Origin of the sequence: Bartonella birtlesii IBS 325 (assembly GCF_000273375.1) — a bacterium.
In the GTDB taxonomy this organism is placed as follows: domain Bacteria; phylum Pseudomonadota; class Alphaproteobacteria; order Rhizobiales; family Rhizobiaceae; genus Bartonella; species Bartonella birtlesii.
In genome coordinates this window covers 165,762-185,761 of the sequence record NZ_CM001557.1, presented here as the reverse complement: position 1 = coordinate 185,761, position 20,000 = coordinate 165,762, and the positions used below count along the sequence as shown (strand labels likewise).

General features: G+C 38.4%; 13 protein-coding genes, 1 tRNA gene, 2 rRNA genes and 2 pseudogenes (1 of these 18 only partly in view). 5 read left to right on the top strand and 13 right to left on the bottom strand.

Annotated features, from left to right (window positions below; translation table 11 throughout):
- The 3 genes from QWU_RS00890 to QWU_RS00880 all read left to right on the top strand — a co-directional run.
- A 23S ribosomal RNA gene (locus tag QWU_RS00890) occupies nt 1-1,592 on the top strand; it begins 1,222 nt to the left of the window's first position.
- Between the two features lie 70 nt (nt 1,593-1,662).
- Nucleotides 1,663-1,777, top strand: a 5S ribosomal RNA gene (gene rrf, locus QWU_RS00885).
- Between the two features lie 103 nt (nt 1,778-1,880).
- Nucleotides 1,881-1,957: transfer RNA gene (locus QWU_RS00880), tRNA-Met, on the top strand.
- A gap of 196 nt (nt 1,958-2,153) precedes the next feature.
- On the opposite strand, the gene QWU_RS00875 is transcribed toward QWU_RS00880, so the two are convergent.
- The 6 genes and pseudogenes from QWU_RS00875 to QWU_RS08835 all read right to left on the bottom strand — a co-directional run bounded on the left by QWU_RS00875 (nt 2,154) and on the right by QWU_RS08835 (nt 9,792).
- Complete coding sequence (locus QWU_RS00875; RefSeq protein WP_155816213.1) at nt 2,154-2,477, bottom strand: hypothetical protein; 324 nt, start codon at nt 2,475-2,477, stop codon at nt 2,154-2,156.
- A gap of 1,580 nt (nt 2,478-4,057) precedes the next feature.
- A pseudogene (locus QWU_RS00870) lies at nt 4,058-4,411 on the bottom strand (hypothetical protein); the annotation flags it as partial.
- Nucleotides 4,412-4,508: 97 nt separating this feature from the next.
- Nucleotides 4,509-5,435, bottom strand: coding sequence for an abortive infection family protein (locus QWU_RS00865; protein ID WP_017195980.1), 927 nt, complete (start codon nt 5,433-5,435; stop codon nt 4,509-4,511).
- Nucleotides 5,436-6,760: 1,325 nt separating this feature from the next.
- Nucleotides 6,761-8,125 (bottom strand): MFS transporter, encoded by a 1,365-nt coding sequence (locus tag QWU_RS00860; RefSeq protein WP_017195979.1) that lies wholly within the window; start codon nt 8,123-8,125, stop codon nt 6,761-6,763.
- A gap of 552 nt (nt 8,126-8,677) precedes the next feature.
- Entirely contained in the window at nt 8,678-8,938 is a 261-nt protein-coding gene (locus QWU_RS10230) for a hypothetical protein (protein WP_240532113.1), read from the bottom strand.
- Nucleotides 8,939-8,970: 32 nt separating this feature from the next.
- Nucleotides 8,971-9,792 (bottom strand): MFS transporter, encoded by an 822-nt coding sequence (locus QWU_RS08835; RefSeq protein ID WP_245256356.1) that lies wholly within the window; start codon nt 9,790-9,792, stop codon nt 8,971-8,973.
- Nucleotides 9,793-10,714: 922 nt separating this feature from the next.
- On the opposite strand from QWU_RS08835, the gene QWU_RS09900 reads away from it, so the two are divergent.
- Together QWU_RS09900 and QWU_RS00840 are read left to right on the top strand one after the other, a co-directional pair.
- A complete protein-coding gene (locus tag QWU_RS09900; protein WP_155816201.1) occupies nt 10,715-10,882 on the top strand; it encodes a hypothetical protein in 168 nt (55 codons plus the stop codon).
- 245 nt (nt 10,883-11,127) lie between these two features.
- Nucleotides 11,128-11,397, top strand: coding sequence for a hypothetical protein (locus QWU_RS00840; RefSeq protein WP_006590501.1), 270 nt, complete (start codon nt 11,128-11,130; stop codon nt 11,395-11,397).
- Between the two features lie 591 nt (nt 11,398-11,988).
- Here QWU_RS00840 and QWU_RS00830 read toward each other — a convergent pair.
- The 7 genes and pseudogenes from QWU_RS00830 to QWU_RS00800 all read right to left on the bottom strand — a co-directional run.
- Nucleotides 11,989-16,959 (bottom strand): DEAD/DEAH box helicase, encoded by a 4,971-nt coding sequence (locus tag QWU_RS00830; RefSeq protein ID WP_017195976.1) that lies wholly within the window; start codon nt 16,957-16,959, stop codon nt 11,989-11,991.
- A gap of 375 nt (nt 16,960-17,334) precedes the next feature.
- Nucleotides 17,335-17,779, bottom strand: a pseudogene (locus QWU_RS09600) (DUF3987 domain-containing protein); the annotation flags it as partial.
- A 346-nt stretch (nt 17,780-18,125) separates the two neighbouring features.
- Entirely contained in the window at nt 18,126-18,359 is a 234-nt protein-coding gene (locus QWU_RS08830) for a hypothetical protein (protein ID WP_240532111.1), read from the bottom strand.
- Nucleotides 18,360-18,480: 121 nt separating this feature from the next.
- The gene (locus tag QWU_RS00815) at nt 18,481-18,786 is read right to left on the bottom strand and encodes a hypothetical protein (RefSeq protein WP_006590496.1); all 306 of its coding nucleotides are present in this window, start codon (nt 18,784-18,786) and stop codon (nt 18,481-18,483) included.
- 320 nt (nt 18,787-19,106) lie between these two features.
- Nucleotides 19,107-19,271 carry a hypothetical protein gene (locus tag QWU_RS09895; protein ID WP_006590495.1) on the bottom strand — a complete coding sequence of 55 codons (165 nt, stop codon included), beginning with the start codon at nt 19,269-19,271 and terminating at the stop codon, nt 19,107-19,109.
- A gap of 100 nt (nt 19,272-19,371) precedes the next feature.
- Complete coding sequence (locus QWU_RS00805; RefSeq protein ID WP_006590494.1) at nt 19,372-19,572, bottom strand: helix-turn-helix transcriptional regulator; 201 nt, start codon at nt 19,570-19,572, stop codon at nt 19,372-19,374.
- Nucleotides 19,573-19,779: 207 nt separating this feature from the next.
- The coding region (locus QWU_RS00800) for a site-specific integrase (protein ID WP_017195975.1) at nt 19,780-20,000 on the bottom strand (221 nt) is incomplete at its 5' end.

Sequence of the window (20,000 nt, the reverse complement as noted above, 5' to 3'; positions counted from 1 at the left end):
TACTCCTTATGGAGTAAGTGGTAGCGGAGCGTTCCGTAAGCCTGTGAAGGGAGACTCGTGAGAGCTCCTGGAGGTATCGGAAGTGAGAATGCTGACATGAGTAACGATAAAGGGAGTGAGAGACTCCCTCGCCGAAAGTCCAAGGGTTCCTGCTTAAAGTTAATCTGAGCAGGGTGAGTCGGCCCCTAAGGCGAGGCCGAAAGGCGTAGTCGATGGGAACCACGTTAATATTCGTGGACCTGTGGGTAGTGACGGATTGCGTGTATTGTAAGGTCTTATTGGATTGATCTTGCAGTGAAGCAGTTCCAGGAAATAGCTCCCACATATAGACCGTACCCGAAACCGACACAGGTGGACTGGTAGAGAATACTAAGGCGCTTGAGAGAACTACGTTGAAGGAACTCGGCAAATTGCACGCGTAACTTCGGAAGAAGCGTGACCCTTTAGCGGGCAACCGTTAGAGGGTGGCACAGACCAGGGGGTAGCGACTGTTTACCAAAAACACAGGGCTCTGCGAAGTCGCAAGACGACGTATAGGGTCTGACGCCTGCCCGGTGCTGGAAGGTTAAGAGGAGATGTGCAAGCATTGAATTGAAGCCCCAGTAAACGGCGGCCGTAACTATAACGGTCCTAAGGTAGCGAAATTCCTTGTCGGGTAAGTTCCGACCTGCACGAATGGCGTAACGACTTCCCCGCTGTCTCCAACGTAGACTCAGTGAAATTGAATTCCCCGTGAAGATGCGGGGTTCCTGCGGTTAGACGGAAAGACCCCGTGCACCTTTACTATAGCTTTACACTGGCATTTGTGTCTGTATGTGTAGGATAGGTGGTAGACTTTGAAGCAGGGGCGCTAGCTCTTGTGGAGTCATCCTTGAAATACCACCCTTACCGATATGGATGTCTAACCGCAGTCCGTTATCCGGATTCGGGACAGTGTATGGTGGGTAGTTTGACTGGGGCGGTCGCCTCCTAAAGAGTAACGGAGGCGCGCGATGGTAGGCTCAGAACGGTCGGAAATCGTTTGTTGAGTGCAATGGCATAAGCCTGCCTGACTGTGAGACTGACAAGTCGAGCAGAGTCGAAAGACGGTCATAGTGATCCGGTGGTCCCGTGTGGAAGGGCCATCGCTCAACGGATAAAAGGTACGCCGGGGATAACAGGCTGATGACCCCCAAGAGTCCATATCGACGGGGTTGTTTGGCACCTCGATGTCGACTCATCGCATCCTGGGGCTGGAGCAGGTCCCAAGGGTATGGCTGTTCGCCATTTAAAGCGGTACGTGAGTTGGGTTCAGAACGTCGTGAGACAGTTCGGTCCCTATCTGCCGTGGGTGTTGGAATATTGACAGGATCTGTCCCTAGTACGAGAGGACCGGGATGGACGTATCTCTGGTGGACCTGTTGTGGCGCCAGCCGCATAGCAGGGTAGCTATATACGGACGGGATAACCGCTGAAGGCATCTAAGCGGGAAACCCACCTGAAAACGAGTATTCCCTGAGAACCGTGGTAGACTACCACGTTGATAGGTCAGGTGTGGAAGTGTGGTAACACATGAAGCTTACTGATACTAATCGTTCGATCGACTTGATCGTTCCCATTTCCTATATCCATTCTTAAAATAACAGATAAATACCAAGCTTCTCTTTCTATGCATTTTGCTGACTTGGTGGTTATGGCGGAGTGAACGCACCCGATCCCATCCCGAACTCGGCCGTGAAACGCTCCAGCGCTGATGGTACTTTGCCTTAAGGCACGGGAGAGTAAGTCGCTGCCAGGTCTGCTAAGTGCATGGAAAATTCTCAGAATTGAAATAAAAAATATAATACATAATACTGAATAAATTCGATAGAAAATAAAATAACCTCATAGAAGTTTGCTAACGCGGGGTGGAGCAGCCCGGTAGCTCGTCAGGCTCATAACCTGAAGGCCGCAGGTTCAAATCCTGCCCCCGCAACCAAAGCAATATCGCTTAAGGGATCGCGTGAAGCATATTGTCTTCTCTGATATAAAAAATCTACTTATTCTAAAATAATCTACATGCATCACTGAAAAAATATAGACAAAATCGGATAAGTCACAGATAAATCATCGATCCATGAAAATCTGCTCCAATCATCAGAAAATCCCATCTGTTACTTTTTTGTACCGTGCTATTAATCATAAAAACTAAGATTCCTATGATTATGGTGGTGAAACCGATTATCATGCCTGCTATCATTGTAGATATACAGATCACAAGGAACATCACAAGGAACATCACAAGGAATGTGACAAGGAACATCACAAGGAACATCACAAGGAACATCACAAGGAACGTTACAAGGAACGTTACAAGGAATGTGACAAGGAATGTGACAAGGAACATGACAAGGAACGTGACAAGGAATGTCACAAGGAATGTGACAAGGAACATGACAAGGAATGTCACAAGGAATGTGATAAGGAACGTTACAAGGAATGTGATTTAAGGCGTTCATATCACTCTCCCTTCAAACCGCGCTTCGTCCAGAAGCGCTATCCCAAAATACACTCTTCTCTTTTACGAGATCGCTCGCCTTATCCTATTTGCAGAGTGAATATCTCTATCCGTTGCACAATGTGCTGCTACATCTCTTATTTTATGCATCATCCATCGCTATTATCCTCATTCTCTGTTCGTGAGGTGGCTTTTTGCTATGGCTGCGCTCATTGCTAATTTGTTCATAATATGCTGCCAATTATAGGAGCGTGATTTGGGTGTAATGCAAAAATGGACAAAGCCTATAAAACCAATGTATACGGGTGTTGTATGATAAAGATATAGGCAGGAATTGGCCTGTTTCGCTGTTCTTTCTGATTTGCCATTAGGGTGCTTTTGCACGCCATTGGCTATTTTAAAAATAAAAAATGACAGCATCATTTGCTATATGATCTGTGTTAAGGAAAAGTAGAAAATGCTAAAGCCAATAATTGTCGCAGAGAATAATACATAAGCCGCATTGCTAAAGTGGTTAAAAAGACTGCAAAAACAGAGAGGGCAGACTACCAGCACTATGCTTATCATACTGGTGATTACTCGATAAATTGCCGAGATTGTGCTGACACAAAATCTAGGATACCTCTTACGATCTGTGTGTAAATACCGATAACAAGGAGTATGTTTTGACCAAGTCCTATTACTCCCTTCGCATCGCACTTCGCTCTTGAGCACTATCCCAAGCAGTGAGAAATGTAGTAGCCCATAAACGCGCCAACACCTGTGGTTGTGTGGGGGGATGTTCCTGGTTAAAAGAATAGACAATAATAAGCGCGTGCTACTAAACATCATACCATTCTGAAGCAAGGTGTGGGGAGGGTAGGCCTGCTTCCCTCTAAATCGATGAATCTAAAACCCCTTCTTTATACTGAAAAAAATATCATAACTCTCTGAAAATAAAAGCAGGAGAAAACATAGTAGCGTGTAAATGCGCCCACCGCTATGGTAAAGTTTTGTAGGAGTGGCTCGGATATCTGCTCGCGTTAAAGAAGTAAAATGCAGCATAATAGAGTATGCAAACATTATTCTTTCTGAAGCAAGCTGAGTAGGCGTAAAGCCTATAAGAGACGTAATTGTGCGTGTAAAGGGCTCTCAAAAACTAAATCTAAGCTTAGCTTCTCTCTCTTGTTCAAGATATTGATTCATAATGATAATTTAGTAACATTCATATTGAATTTGACCATCATACGCCCTGAGAGAGGATTTTGCTTTAGAAGTTTTGGGGGACAAAGCTCTCAGAGAGAGAAGAGAAAAAGAAAAAACGCGCGTAAAAACTCAATTGCGTTGTGTGAAATGCGTTGTGTGAAAATAGAAAATTATCTCGTGTCTCATGATATGCAAAAAAACTAAAAACCCATGACTGAGAGATAAGTTATGAAAATGACCTCATGGCAATATTTATTCGTAATACAAAAAAATCTCTAAAACTATAGCTGTAAAATAATATTTTATCCTCGTGAAATATTAAACCTATGCTGATGGCAGAAAGATAAAAAGCTGCACAAATCTGTGCAGCTTTTTTGCTTTTGCGCGCTAGAAGTTTTAAAACTTGAAAGTCTCTTTACGGCTTCTGTAACCATAATAACCACAAATACTGGAGATAATGGCACCAATCAAGCCTCCTAAAAAGCCCCACCAGCCCATATGTGATGCTGTTTTGGTGACTTTTGTCGCAGTGTTTTTTGCTCCCTTTATGGCATCCTCAAGATTATCCGAGAGTGTTTCTGCTTGTGCTTCAAGGGCTTTGAGTGCGTCCTCGGTTTTTGTTTCTGCTGTTTGATAGAGTTGAACAGCACGGTTGGCGGTCTTTTGTGCATCTGCACGTGACATGCCATTGTTCATAAGACCATTCATGATATCACTTCGATCAAACTTTACTGTAATGGATTCTATACGATATGTCATGTAAGAATAGAACTATTTTTTATCAGAATTTAAGAAGGAACACACTCAGATGCTGGTAGTCGGGATACGTTTTTTCTAAAGTTTTCTATTATGGCTGATCCATGAGCTCTAAGATATACATTGAGAGCGAATGTGCCGCGTTAAAAGTTAAGCGCGCATGGCGAGGTTTGAGATTGATTAGTTTAAAATCCTTTTCTGAGTGTCCGTGCGCTGCACCTTTCTTGTTTCTTAAATTCATAGTACCATTTACAATTTGATACAGACCGGATGCGATCATTTTTAAGCCATTTTCATCTAGATCTTGATTTTTTAAGTTTTCTTGCTTCATATCGTCGGGATGGATTTTAGCCTTAGCAACGACTTGTTTCCATAAAGCGGACAGCTTATTACGGGAGTTTTCTTCATATGGGATAGAATGGTGGTCGAGATAAGCTTTGCAAGAGGCTTCCAATAGATTTGCTGCAAATAAAACCGCCTCCCTTGGATCTTTTTCTATATTTTCTAATGCCCTTTTTATTTCGATTTCTACTGCTGAGAGTTTTTTCTCTGCAATAAGTTTTTGTAGCTCTTCTGTAGAGAGGAGACCTGCTTTTTGCAATTCTTGTGTGGAGTTCAACTCATTCTTGATAATATGCCCTCCACGCTGATATTCTAATCTATCTTTCTTTAACGTTTCTAAAACCTTACGTTGATCTTTTTGTAGCTGTAAAACTTTTTCATTTAATGATGGATTGAATCCGCTTGGGTCATAATATTCTTTTTCCAAAAAATCCCCAAGCAAGTTACCAAGGACTTCAAGCGGTTCTTCGCATTCCATATTGATTGCCCGTAGCCATGCTTTAACTTTTTCGGGTTTTGAACCTACTGGAATCTCAGGAGGAGCAAATGATGCAATAAACAAGTCATCTAACTCGTTATGCGTATAATGGTACGCAAACATTGGATGAAGCAGTCCAATGATTGCAGGAGGGATTTTGTTTTTCTGAGAGATTTTTTGCAGGGATGATAATTGCATTTTATGGCTTTATAATATCAAAAAGTGATGTGTGGAGTGGTTTTTAGAATATGATTTTATTGCCTGGCCTTGCATAGAAAGTCGCGCAACAATTTTGTGGCTTATATAAGGTTTGTGAAAGAGAAATGCCATATTGTGTTTTAAATGTTTTCTCCTTTCATTGTTATAACAGTGAAGAGGGGGTGGATAATGTGTGATAATTCGAAAAATATAGAATGAGAATGGAAGTATAATTTTGTATTATCGTAACTGCAATAACATTTTTTATTGGCAGATTGTTTATTGGAGAGAAGAAAGCAGGTAATGCGCAATCCCTGAAAGGAAGGCTTTATGACAAGAATTTCAATGGTATGTATCTCATGATGCGTGTGTTCTTTGCTTGTTAGAAAGAGTAAATGGGACTCTTTATTTATTCGCATAACCGGTAGAGAGTTGAGTGGGCAGGGGATCGGTTTACCAATTTCGTTTATTTCTTCAAGCTTACTGTATATCCGCTGTTAGTCTCGTGTATTTGGTAGATGGGGATATCGGTTATTGTGTCTGTAAGGGAATTTTTAGCAATGAAGTTATGTGTAAAAGGGTTCTGAAAAGTTTCTTTTACTGTAAATTTTATAAGGAAAATTTAAAGGCGGGAAAATCTTAGGAAAATTTAAAAGCACACTGTAAAAGTAAAAAACAGTCTTTTTAGAGGTGGTCTTCTGTATCTCATAGTGTATCAATATTTTAAAAACTTTCTTCTCAAGTAGGAAGGTTTTTTCCCATTAAAGAGGGAGAGATTTGTTATTACAGTTAACAATGAAATGGAGAGAAAATACTGCTTTACCGGATATTTTTTTCGCTTCATCTTCAAACCTGTTGCCATGATGAAATCATAGCGGTTCAATGCGTTTGAAATGGGGTGAATAACATTACCCAATTTGCAGTGCGGTGCGGTTTTCCACATTATGATGTGTGGCAGAAATGATCTAGGGGGTGGGATGCTATACTGATGCTGTAGGAGTGCCTATTATCGTGCTTATGGAGCTATCATCCTGCATTGAAACGCGTGGCTTAACTTCGTGGACATTTCCAAAGAACACCATCGGAAAATCCCATATTTCAAGAGGTTTTTAAAGGTTTCCAAGAGCACAAAGGCATCAAAATTACAAATAGCACAAGTGATTGAGTATGCCTAATTTTAGAGCTTAAGGAGCTTGATGGTTCAGTGTACTTTTGTAGAATGATAAAGGTTGGGGCGCAAAGCCCCAGCGTGTTGATATTTCTCAACAGGGGCAAATACTATAGCATTTGCCAATGTTATTGATAAGGCGTTCAAACGAAGTATATCATAAATCGGAATTATTCTCTTTACGCGATATGGAGAGTGCGAGGCAAAACAGTAAAAATGCACAGATAGAGAATATGAAGAATATGATATATGTTTGATTGAGGGAAAGGTATTCCTCCGTCAATAAATGTAACAGAAAGCCTGCGAATACACCCCCTAAGGCTCCACCTATTTGCTGTAATATGCGTGTGATAACTGCTGTGTCTTTGACGTATAAGCTATTGACATATTGGATGGGGGCAGACAAGCAGACAATGGTGGCGATACCAAGCCCTATACCTCTTAGCAAGAATCCCAGCCCATCCATGCTTATATTATAGCCAAAGCATAATAACCCGAAACTTGATATTACCAAACCAATTCCTATCATGAAAAAGGGAGATTTTTCTTTCCATTTTTGGTAAATAAATTTTCTCCCGATCCATGCACCCACCCCCTGTAAAGCAAGGACGGCGCCGATGATGAGAAGATTATTTTTATGGCTCCCTTCCATGGTGAGGGCTAACGGGAAATAAACGAGGAAGCTATAAAAAAGAAATGAAGCAATAAGCCCCATTATCATGAGTAACGTGTAGCGCGCATTTTTAAATCCGCTAAAGACGATTAATTTGTTTTTTGCTTTCTGATTAGAAACAATGAACAGTATGAGAGATATCACCGCTATAAGTGCTAGGATATATATGGAGATGTTTTTATTTATATTTTTGGCTTCTGTGAGATAAAAAAACGAAATAAGGGATATGGAAAACGCTAAAAATGCAAATAAGTTAAATTTTGTTTTTGCTGTTTCGTTGCTCTTTAAATGTTTTGCTCCAATGGTGAGTGCCAATAAAATAAGCGGAATATTGATAAAAAATAATAAACGCCAAGACACGTACTGAGCAAGTGAGGCACCCACCAGCGGACCAAAGGCAGGAGCGAAAACCGTTGGTACGGCTATGGTACCCATGGCTTGGCGTACCCGTTTTTGCCCAAATTGTAATGCAATGATGGTTTGGCTAAGCGGTAGCAAAAGACCAGTCCCAAAACCTTGAACGATACGTGCAGATATAATGGTTTGAAAATTATAGCTTAGTCCTACTCCCAGTGATCCAAGCATAAAAATAAAGTTTGCAAGGAACCAAGTCTTTTTGATACCTATTCTCCCCTGAACAAAAGTTGCCATCAGCAACCCCGGCACGGTAGCCAGAAAATAAGATGTTACAACCCATTGCATATTCTTTTCCTCTATTGAAAAATAATCAGCAAGGTTGGGAAGGATGACATTAACAATGCTTCCGTCCAGCAAGGGGAGTATGCTGGAAATAATTACGGTATATATGACATACCTTTCTGATTTAGTATAGGAATCTACCTTTTGCATGATCATACTCTCTACAGAATATTCTTTAAAATTGGTCCCGCTTTATAAATTACAGGCTTTGAGAATTAATACGTGTTTGTTGGCTGCGATATTGGGATGAATGTGATTGAGAGAGCCCCCCGCTTGTTTCTTGATATTTCCCTTGTGTAGTTCTCTTTTTTCTTCAAATAAAACTATTGTTTAAGCGAATTTTGGTGAGGTTATCGCGGAGTCTGTTTTCTGTCAACTCACTCTGCATGAGAGAAAAAGTAGAACATACACATTTGTGTAGGTTCTGCTCCAAAGCTCAAACCGTTTGTGGTTCTTATAAAATTTATCTCAGTTTTACCAACTCATTTATGTTCTAGTATAAAATTATTGAGCTCTGCAAAAGTATTAAGATTATGGTTAGCTGCTTTAATCATGAAAAAATTAGAGAATTGGCCGACAAGGAGAAGCTCACGAATTCTATCGTTTGATGATTGGATTTGTTAAGCTGAACGGAGGAAGTGAAGCGTAATATTTCTGCGGGTGTATCAAGCAGTTTATAAGAAAAATTATATCAAAAAGGGCTTAATCAAAGGGGGCATCTTTTTCAGGTTTCCCTTTTTGCTTTTTTATGAAGAGCAGGAGAGAGAGAAGAGCAGCACTGAAAGATATGATGCTCAGCATTTGCCAAGCGGATAAACCAAGAATAGCTTTGTTGTATAAGAGAGAACCGAAGTAACTTCCTGCCATTCCTCCGAAAGCACTCGACAAACTCATGATGCCAAATGCACTAGCTATTAAGCGTCCATCTATATTTGTGGCCTCATAATCGAGGCGTATGCGCATAATGATTTCGGCGAAGGTAAAAATGAGGATTGCTAAAAAGAGGCAAAGGTAAGAATGATCAAGAACGTGGAGGATAAAGAATGAAAGTGTAAAAAAACAAAGGATAATACTATAGGAGTTTTGGAGTTTTCCCTACAGGACCATCTTGAAACAGGAATTTGGAAAAAGATGACAATAAGAGCATTGAGAAGAAAAATGTATGAAGGAGCACTTCTACCAAAATTTTGGTTACCAAACAGAGGAATCGTGACTTCGAGTTGTATGTAAAGAAAGGTAAATAAAAACGTAAAAAGTGCCACACGAAGCATTGCTTTGTTGATAAGTAATTTGCGAAAATCAGAAAAATTTATTTTACTCAGTGTGTCGCTACCTGGACTTTCTTTTAATGTGCAGTTGAGAAGAAATAATAAAATAAAGATGAGCCCAACGAGGCTAAATAATAAGTGGGGATAAATTTTTAAAATGAGCATTCCAAATAATGGGCCAATGGCAACTCCTATGTTAGCAAAAATGGATCTGGTGGCTAAAATATCAACTTTGTCAGCTTGAGAGACGTTTTTTACTAAAAAAGATTTTGCAGCAGGAAGATATATGCTGCTTCCTAGTCCAATGACGATGCAGGAGAGGAGTAGAATATAAAAATTATGCGTCAAGCCAATAATAAGATAACCTGGAATCCGCATCGCTAAACCTAAAAGCATGGTTTTTTTGATATGCACATAATCGGAAAGTATTCCCCCTAAAAGAGAGCCTGCTCTTTGGCACCAAAAAGCTATTCCAATGATGGTACCTACTTCTATTGCACTGAGAGAATCCAATTTGTTTAAGTAGATGGCCAAAAAAGGAACGATCATAAAGACGCCAATATTGCTCAAAAGAGTGGTGATGAGAATAAGGTGTACACTTTTCTTGAAATTAAGAATTTTACGTAACATTTCAATTACAATTATTTGCTTTCAAAAGTGTTTTTAATAGTGCTGTTTTTGCAGCTATACCAGTGTTAAATAAAATTTTGATACAGATGATTTTTTCAAGTTGAGAATTCCTTGTTCTTGTAAATGTGAAGTGAGAGGCGTTTGTTTATGTATCGTATATTTTCAGTGTATGTGTTTAAATATTTCTGTTTTTGGGGTATCAATTCTTTGCCAAATTATTCATTTTTGCTAAAATATTCAGGTTCTTTTCTTTTTGACTCGTTTTTGTTTTTTTTCACAATTGCACGGCTATGGTCTGTCGTGGTAAATTCCCTATGCATAAAATTTTCATGAGAGGAAATAGCGGCAGGGATCTTTTTAATCTATGCTTTTATACCCTATATTCTGGATTGTTTTTGTCTCAAGGTAGAGTTGTTGCACGTTCCTTGAAGAATGATTATCAAATTTTACTTTAAATTCTCAGTTTTTAAAATTTTCTCTCAAAAAATTTCTTATTTCTTGGCGCATGTGCTGATATTTGCTGGCATGGCGTTTTCATCATCCTCTCTACGAGGGTGCATGGTAATTTGGTAAAATCGACCATAAAAAGGTTGCATATCTTGGAGAGTTGCGTTGCGCTATAGATTTTTTCTATTTGAAATGCTTGTGCAATTTTTTGCAATATCTCTTCTGCTTGAAATCTTTCTGTTGTGTTTTGAATAGATCAAGATTCAAAAGATGATTGATCAATTTGTGAATGGTTTTTGCATCAAGGATAATGGCGGTGCAAATAGTGCGCAGTGTTGGGTGTGGTTATGGCAGAAATCAGTGAATTTTGGGTATTGCGTTTGTGTAGTGTTTCTTGACATATGGGCAAAAATCATTGCGAATGGGCAATGCATTGATTTCTATGAGTTTTGCTTGTCGCGATTGTGAGCGTACAATTTGTTTGGCAGTGGCGCGTTTACGAATGATACCTCAATCACTTTGGAAATATTTATGGTTTTCGGGGAGTGTTAAAGTTTCATAGGATCTATTAAGCTAGCAGTTTCTTTTCACAAAAGGGTTTTGATGCGGCAAATTTTTGAGCTCTATCGAGGATAACGGTTGTGGTTATGGTTGATTTATGCAGACATAGATAACCACCAACGGTGATGTGTTTCCAAAATGTGGTAAAAAATCGCACATCATCTGCTTTTGCTATGCTGCTTTTGCTATGCTGCTTTTGCTGAAAAATCATCAATGATGATCAATAAGGGTTGATCATTCTTAGCAATGCCTGAAGAGACAAGCAAAGCTATACGTTTTTCTCAAGCGGGGGATTCTAAGAGTTTTTTATCCTGTTGCCATGCTTGTTTTACTTTTTGCAGTGCTATAGCAATCAAGCGCATGCTCTCTCTTTTTCATGCTGATTTTAATGACTATGTACAGTCTTGCCATTTGCATGAGCGTGTAAATAAGCTCAATACTGTTTCCATATCAGGTCTTAATCAAGAGTATCTTTTGATCCTTATGATTTTACCAATCGTAGCATTTCTGCTTTGATAAAAAATTTTGTTATTTGTTTTATGGGATTGCATGGGAGATACAATAATTTTAGTGAGTGGTGATTGTAATGCTATTTTGGGGCATGATTTGCTTGAGAAAAAAGATGGTAAAGCCTGTTAGGTATTATCCCGTTCCTTTTTTTGTATAGCGCTGTTTACGATAAAGACTAATATGCCATGTGATCATGGTGGCGATGCTGATGATGAAAAGTATGTATTGGGTGTGATACACTTTATAGCCACCGCATCATTTTTATTTTCATGAGATAAACAATAAATAGGGTAATTGCGATTATTGTATGTTTATGAAAACATCTAAAGAAAGACTGATAATTATAGAGATTATCGAACTCTCTTTAAACAGAGCTTTTGAAAAGTATACATCTATCAGTTTAGATTACGATATGGTCTTTTAAAAGCAATCCAAAATAGAATGTTTAAAAGTGCAAAGCCTTATCTTTTAGAATAACACATGATAAATCTTTCCTTGTAAGATTGTATGTAAGCAGTTTACAAGATAATGCGTTTATAGATTATCGTTTAAACCAATACACAAGAGACCTCTATGAGGTGTGTTAACCTCATAAGTCTATTCGGTTTCTCTCATTTCTAATTTTGGTAAGTTCTTAACAATTTTCATTGTTTCTAAACTTACGGTAATAACCCTTTGAAACAATTCTAATGGATAAGCAGGGTTGCCAATGGTTTCAACAGCATAGCGATTGGCATCATTAACGATGCCGCTCTTTTTATCTGTCTTAACACATTGACGCCCCATAACCCATTCAAGAGCGGGCTTGCCATTGACGATATACTCATAAGCTTCAAGAGGGATATCTGTTATTGTGATATTGCTGTTATAAATGACAGTTGATTTATCTTTCTCTTTACCTGCTTTTGCGAATTTCATTTCAGTCACATAATAAAACTTTTCTGGATTAGAGATCTCTGTTTGTTTTGGATTGCCCTTTTTAAATGCGACAGGATAAGGCTCTACATCTTCATAGTTTACGTGCAAATGACCCAGTTCACGTCCAGCAGTAACAAACTTCCAAAAATCATCAGCAGTTTTAACACAAGGGATACGAGGCAGTTCTTTAGAGAGGTTATCAGCATAACGAGCACGATAATCTTCTGAATGAAGTAAACCATAAACATAATAAAATAGATCATCTTTTGTTATAGTTTCATTCGGATAAGCCGCTTTAAAATGTGCTAGCCCTTCATCAGTAATAGCATCACGCCTTTGTAAATTAGCTGTAGTGTTTTCTTCTGTAGCATTTGCAAATAAATGGGATTGTTTCTCACTTTTACTTTTTGAGACCGTAATGTCTTCGTAAATATACCTTGGAAAGCATTGACCTGTATCTATTGCATGAAAATCAGGTAGATTCCTAGTCATAATAACAGAAAACCCACTTCTTGCCCCTACAGCAGAAACTTGTATTATCCTATTTTCAACGGCTTTTCCCATAGGAAATATACGCGGCATTTGATAAATTGCTTCATTAAAAATGCGGTTATAATAAAGCCACTGTCGTGTAAAAGGACGGTATAAACTTTGAACAAAACCATCTTTTTCAAATTTTAAAATATTACCTCTTGCTAATTGTTTTTTTATATTCAAACTCCAACTTATCTTGCCTGTATCTGAATTAACAAAATTATCTACAGCATTTTTACGTGATTTACGGTCAGTGTGCGCATAAATATCATTAAAACGTTCTACTTCACTGTTATAGAAGGCAATCATGTTATGCATATTTTTTGCTAAAACCTCACGGTTTGAATTGTACGCCCAAGCATCACGACTAGTCGTAATGCCACAAGAATAAATCTCAAACAGTTTTTTACCATGAGGTTTCTTATCACCTAAGGCTAAAAATGTTTCAAAACTATCATCACGTTGACGTATCCAATCACCATGCTTATCTGGTGTGATTATTTGCCATTTTTGTTCACGTGTAATAGCATCAATGCTTCCAAAATACTCTAGAACTGCAAGTTTCTCTTTTGACGTGCGATTATTACCAATGTCATGATAGTAAATTTTGCACTCTCCAGAAACATTGGGATTTTTGATAAACAGCGTCACGGCAATACCAGTCATACTACCATTACCAAAAACATTTTCACCTTCTTGAGCAGCTCCATTACTTAACATATTTTTACGAAGATCACCCCGTAAATTAAGCACATAAATACTCGTAAACTCTTTGGCTAAAGATTTTCGTAAACTGTTCATTGTCGATTTTTCTACGTAACCAGAGCCAGAAACAAAGCCAATTACCCCAGCATCACCAATACGGTCGCTAGCCCAGCGAATGGCACGAATATAACTATCATAAAAATTTCGCGTATTCATTGATTTAGATTGAGACGCATAAGTTTCACTGATCCGTTTATCTAAAATCGGATAAGGAGTATTCTTTGCATTGTCATTGGCACTTTTTTGTCCTACTGAATACGGAGGGTTACCAAAGATAACTTCGATGTTTAGATTTTTCTGATACTCTAAATATGCGCTGTTTTCCTCTAGTAAACCTTTCATCAGATCTTGTTTTTCCAGCATCTGAAACGTATCGGTTAAACCAATATGTTTAAAAGGAATGTAATCTCCTTTCATAAGACTATGATAGGTCGATTCAATGTTAATGGCTGCTATGTAATAGGCAAGTAAAACAATCTCATTGGCATGAATATCATGACGGAACTTATATTCCATATCCTCTGGTTTGATGAGATTCGATTGTAAAAGCCTTGTGATAAAGGTACCCGTTCCAGTGAAAGGGTCAAGAATAGAGACACCACGTGATCCCAAGCTTTTTCCAAACTCATTGCGCAAGACATCATCAACCGAATGAATGATAAAATCTACAACCTCAACGGGGGTATAAACAATCCCAAGCCTATCCGTGGTTTTCTTAAATGCCTTGGCAAAAAAATCTTCATAAAGTTTGATGATAAGATTCTGTCTTGCCTGTGGTTCGGTAATGCCAGAAGCACGGAACTTTACGCTATCATAAAACTCTTGAAGTTCTTTTGTTTCCTCTTCAATATTTGTTTTATCTAGTTCTGTTAAGATTTTTTCCATTGCTTGAGAGATAGCATTATTTTGAACAAATTCATTGCCCTCAAACAAGGCTTCAAACACGGGGCGCGTGACAAGATGTTGCGCTAACATCTCAATGGCTTCTTCTTGCTTTATCTCACTGTTTAAGTTGTTTTTTAATTCCTTATAAAACGCATCAAAGGCATGATAAGCTTCGCTTGTTTGATCAGAAAGCATAGTTTGAAGGCGTGTGATATGGTTTTGTGCAATCTCAGCAACATTGTTCGCCCAAATGCCCCAATAATCACTCATGGTAGATTTTTTAACGATCAGTGTTTTGAGAGCATTGGGAAACTCAACAAAAAAGGGTAATCTTCCTGTTACGCTATAACTATGTTGCGGTTCATGAGCTTGTGTCCCAATATGAAGTCCGGATTGTTCCGATTTTTCGTGTAGCGTGATTTCGTCAATAACCATGGTGACATTTTCTAATTCGGTCTTTTTAGAAACTGTAACAATGTCGATGATAGAGCTTACGTCTTGTCCTAAGACCATCTGGTTAAGGGTTTTGCTAAAATTCTCATCATGGGCAAGCAAAGCATTGAGAACTTGCCAGACAACACTGTATCTCTTATTGTTTTTTAATGCCTCTTCTGGTGAAACACCAGCAGGAACACCAACCGGCAAAATGATATAGCCCATCTTTTTGCCTTTTGCACGACGCATCACACGTCCCACTGCCTGTATCACATCCACTTGGCTTTTACGCGGGTGTAAAAACATAACCGCATCAAGGGAAGGAACATCAACACCTTCTGAAAGGCAGCGTACATTGGTTAATATACGGCAGACATTCTCACCCGCATCTTCTTTCAACCAATCAAGTTTTATCGTACGATCTTTGGCACCAGATTTTCCATTAATATGATCTGCTTGACAGTTAAGAGGGGGAATATTTTTATGGTTTTCATGAAGATCAAGTAAATCTTTCTTAACTTCTTCATCGTTGAATGTGTCACGAATGCGTTCAGAAGTTTTAATATTTCTACAAAAAGCCAAAGCCCGATGCATGGGTCTTGTATCATCCCCAAGATCAATTTTCAGATCCATTTTGGTAAGGGCTTGATAACAACCCACGATCTTTGTTCTATCATCAAGAATAAGTTCATAATTCTCATCTGTCATAAGATGCTGGATAGATTTACTCACTTCTCCTTCATCAACACCTAAAACGATAATCTTGTAAGGCGTTAAAAGTCCATTCTTTACAGCATGGGAGAAACTATAAGAATAAAGGATTTTGCCATAAAGCTCTTCATCATCCATAGAAGCTAGAACAGCATCAATCTCATTGGCTTGTTTTTTGGCATTGTCACTAAAGATACGAGGCGTTGCTGTCATATACAGACGTTTTTTACCCCGAATGATGCTGTTATCGTGAACCTTGATAAATTCAGATTCACTCTTGTCTGTTCCTAATACAGCTCCAGTGGTACGGTGTGCTTCATCACAAATGATCAGATCAAATTCGGGTAAAGCATATCTCTTTTGTGCATCCGAAATCACTTGGATCGAATGGTAAGTAGCAAAGACCACTGTCATTGCATCAGGAGAAGTCTTATTGGCTTTTTCTCCAAGCTTTTGAGCATCTGTTGTTGCTGGTAGAGCGAGATCCGAGATATCGAGTTCAGCAGCATCATCTTGGGCTTTACGACGCTTGCCAACTTGTGTATCGGAGCACACCGCAAAAGAACGTAAGGGTATTTCTGTATCTGTTGTCCATTCTCTTATCGTTTGTGACATGAGAGAAAGAGAGGGCACAAGGAATAAAACACGTTTACCTTGACCAGCAAGCGTTTCTGCTATTTTCAGACTGGTAAAGGTTTTTCCCGTGCCACATGCCATAATCAGCTTGCCACGATCTGCTTCTTGTAAACTTTCACAAACAGCTTTAAGCGCTTCTTGTTGATGATCTAAAAGCTTTTTCAGTTCTTTTTTCTTAAGAGTAGCTTCCCCTTTGCTTTCAAAGCTTGCCCAATCTATTTGGCTGTTTTCCAGATCAAAAAGATTAATCCGTTGAATGCGAATTCTTTGTCCTTCACAAGTGAGATCGGCATTGTTACTCCAATTACCTTCGGTGCTATCAATAAGAATACGACGCGTGAATGGAGCTTTCCCAGAGGCGGCAATAAAGCTATCAATATCTTCTTTTTTGATTTGATGATTTGCACTATAAAACTTACATTGAATAGCGGCATATCCCTCTTCGTCACGGATTTTGGCTACCAGATCAATGCCGATATCAGTTCCATCCCAACCATGTTCCCGTGCCCAATCTCTATAGGTCTGAACCTTTTCATATTCTTGGCATTGTAGGGGGTCTTGCGTTAAATAAGCAATCACAAACTTTTCAAAAGAAGTTCCTCTATCGCGCGCACCTTCTGTATGATCACGGTAGGATTGTAACAGAGAGCGTAATGTAAGTGGTTTGGTATGAGATTGAAGCATTTATAATAAAACCCCATCGCTCCATGAGCGTTTATCTATCAATGTCAAAAAAACTTTAAATAAATTTTGCTAAATCTATTTAGAAAAAATAGCAATAATAAAATAGGAAAAGGATGCGAAAGACCCATAAACTGCTTAAAAATAAACTTTATAAAGGCTGATTATCAATAGCTTATGATATAGGTTAAATTAGTAAAGTGGTGAAATTTACTATTCATTTGACCTGTTGATCAAGAGAAATATACTATGGGCTTTAAAATATCAGAATAAGTATTTTGATAGGTTTTTAAGGTTTCTCAAACCCTCAAAATCTTCAAAATTCATAGATGAAGCGTCCTTTGAAGGTTCACTCTATAAAATACAAGGGTAAATGCTTCAGTTTGGTGTCTTATGATTTTTCACTAAGGGATGCCATTCATAGCGTATGGTCGGTCGACCGCTTTGAGAGCACTTGTCTCCAGATATTGCACGAATATAGTTACAACGGCATAAAAGCTCTAAAGCTTTTTTAACGGCTTCATTGTCCTTTAAAGAAGTCCAACTTCTTTGATGAATATCACGTAAAGTAAAAACATCGGGTAAACAATCACAGCGCTCTACAATTAATTTTGCACGCTCTGTTGTTCATGTATCTCCCGCCGCATAAAGACGCTTTGCATGACTTATCAGATATTTTTCCCATCGCAAGGCTGGTGTAATGGCATAGAGACCAATTTCAAAACCACCACTGTCAAGAAGTTCGAAAATCAACGCAAGGCTTGCTATGGTTTTTGGCATTTTTAAAAGATGCGCTTGTAAACTTTCTTGAGAAATGTCCCTCTTTTTGATCTGTTAAAAGCCCATAGTGCATTTGTCTTAATTGCCACATTAAACGTATAGACAAAATGGTTTTCTTTTAAAAGAAAAAGCAAAAAAGAAATAACACTAACTATTACAGATTTTCATAATGAAAGAAAAATTTTTAGTTTTTCTATTCGTGATGAAAATGTATTTCAAACAATAATGATCCACAATTACATTTCGAATACGAATTTGGCATATACAAAGATGACTTTAGATATAGCTAAATTATGAATACTTTATTGAGTTAGAAATCTATACCAATAGCTTTGGCTTGCATCTTTTCGTAAAGCTTGCGCATAACCGTCATATTTTCTTTACGCACATCAATGATAGACATTTTCAATGTCTGTTAAACGAGATTTATCTAAGTTTCCCAATCGTGTATAATGAGATGCCATTGCTTGTCGCGCTTCGTCATAAGGTAAACCACCTTTTCGGTGTTTGGATAAACTATAAGCCTCATTTATCACCTTATATTGTACAGGATCATTAACAAGGATTACGTGCTTTTTAACAACATCTATTTCCGTCAAAGCCGTTTTAAGGCTATTGGACATTGATTTGCTATTGGAGTACCTAAACAAATCATTTCGTACATCACATAATCTCTTAGAGGCTAATGTATCATTGATTTTTTTCACAGAGCCTTCTTCGCGAGACAAAATCCGTTCTAATTCTTTAGAAATAATGACCTCCTATCATAACACCTTTGTCTAACCAATCTGAACCATATTTCTCATCCGCATTCTTTGTAGAAAATCCCATATCACGAATAAATTGTGCTCTATTATGATGCTTAAGATTCAGAAGTGTATGAGCAGGTAGTTCAACCATTGCTAACCATTCCCATGCTGCTTGACCATCATTAGCTTTCTCTGCTGCTTCTGCTTCAGCAATGTAGATACAGTCTTGATCTAACCCGCCTGCTCGTAATTCCTCACGTTCCGCATCTGTCATATAATTTTTGGGTAATTTCTTTTGCATAGGAAATTCCTTTCTGTAACCTGTCTTGAAATATTAATCTAATGGTTACTGATCAATCAAATTTCCTATGATTTTTTCAATTTGTTGTTTGAAATGAAAATAAGATATCTGTTTTTAGCTTTGATCATTTTAATTGTTAAAATATATCAACAGAAAAGGTTTTTCTTCACTCCATATTGAAAGAGAAATTATAAATAGAGGAAAAGATTTGGTGTAAACGTGAGCTTAGTACCTTAATCGAAAGAACAGAGCAGAGGAATTATTATTGATAGTTGTGTCTTCTCGTATAGCTGGTTCTTCTCTTGAAGTTTTAGAACTTCTTAAAACTGCTCGTGAGCGTAATTTATAAGATACGCCAATTTATTCAGGGACAAGCTAGGCAGCCTATCATCATGAGCAGGGCAACGGGCTATCCCATAATATCCACGCCAAACCCCTGGCACAGCACGTGTAATGCCCTGCGCATTCTTAAAAGAATACATCATTTTAAATCCTATAACGTTGCGTCATAGGACGGATTGTGCACTCGATGAGCTTCGTGTGAGTTTGAGAAAGCCTTGTCCGTCTTTACGTGACAAGGTTTTTTTATGCCGCGTCACTTTGACGTTGCTGTTTTGCTTGCTCGATGACATTGATAAGATCTGATTGTAACCAACGCGATAAAAAACCAAATTTTAAAGGTTTTGGGAGCGAGCCATTGGTTACATGATGGCGGAATGTTGAGATACTCATATGAAGCAATTTTGCACTTTCACGGTCTGTTAAAAGAATATCATTTTCTGTCATACTAAAATCCTTTCTATCAAAAAATGAGAACAAATCATAACTATTTATTAACCACATTTTGGTTCATTTAGAAAGATGTTTTATTCATAGAAAACAATATTTTATCATAGTTTTTCTTATGTGATAATTTATGAATCTTATTGAGAAAGAATGAGAGACAAGAGAGCTAAAGTTATCCGAAGATAATGGGGTTATGCACCCCATATCTTAAGCTTGATCGGTGACATATGCCGCCCATTTATCCATATAGACACGGCGCTGTTCTAGATAGTCAGTGCGACGATAGGCACGCTCTACTTTACCCCCGACCGTATGACTTAGAATGGTTTCAGCGACCTCATAGGGGGCATCGGTTGTTTCAGCAAGCCAATTGCGTAAACTAGAACGAAATCCATGGGGGCAGGCGTTTAGTCCAGTTTTTTGCATGT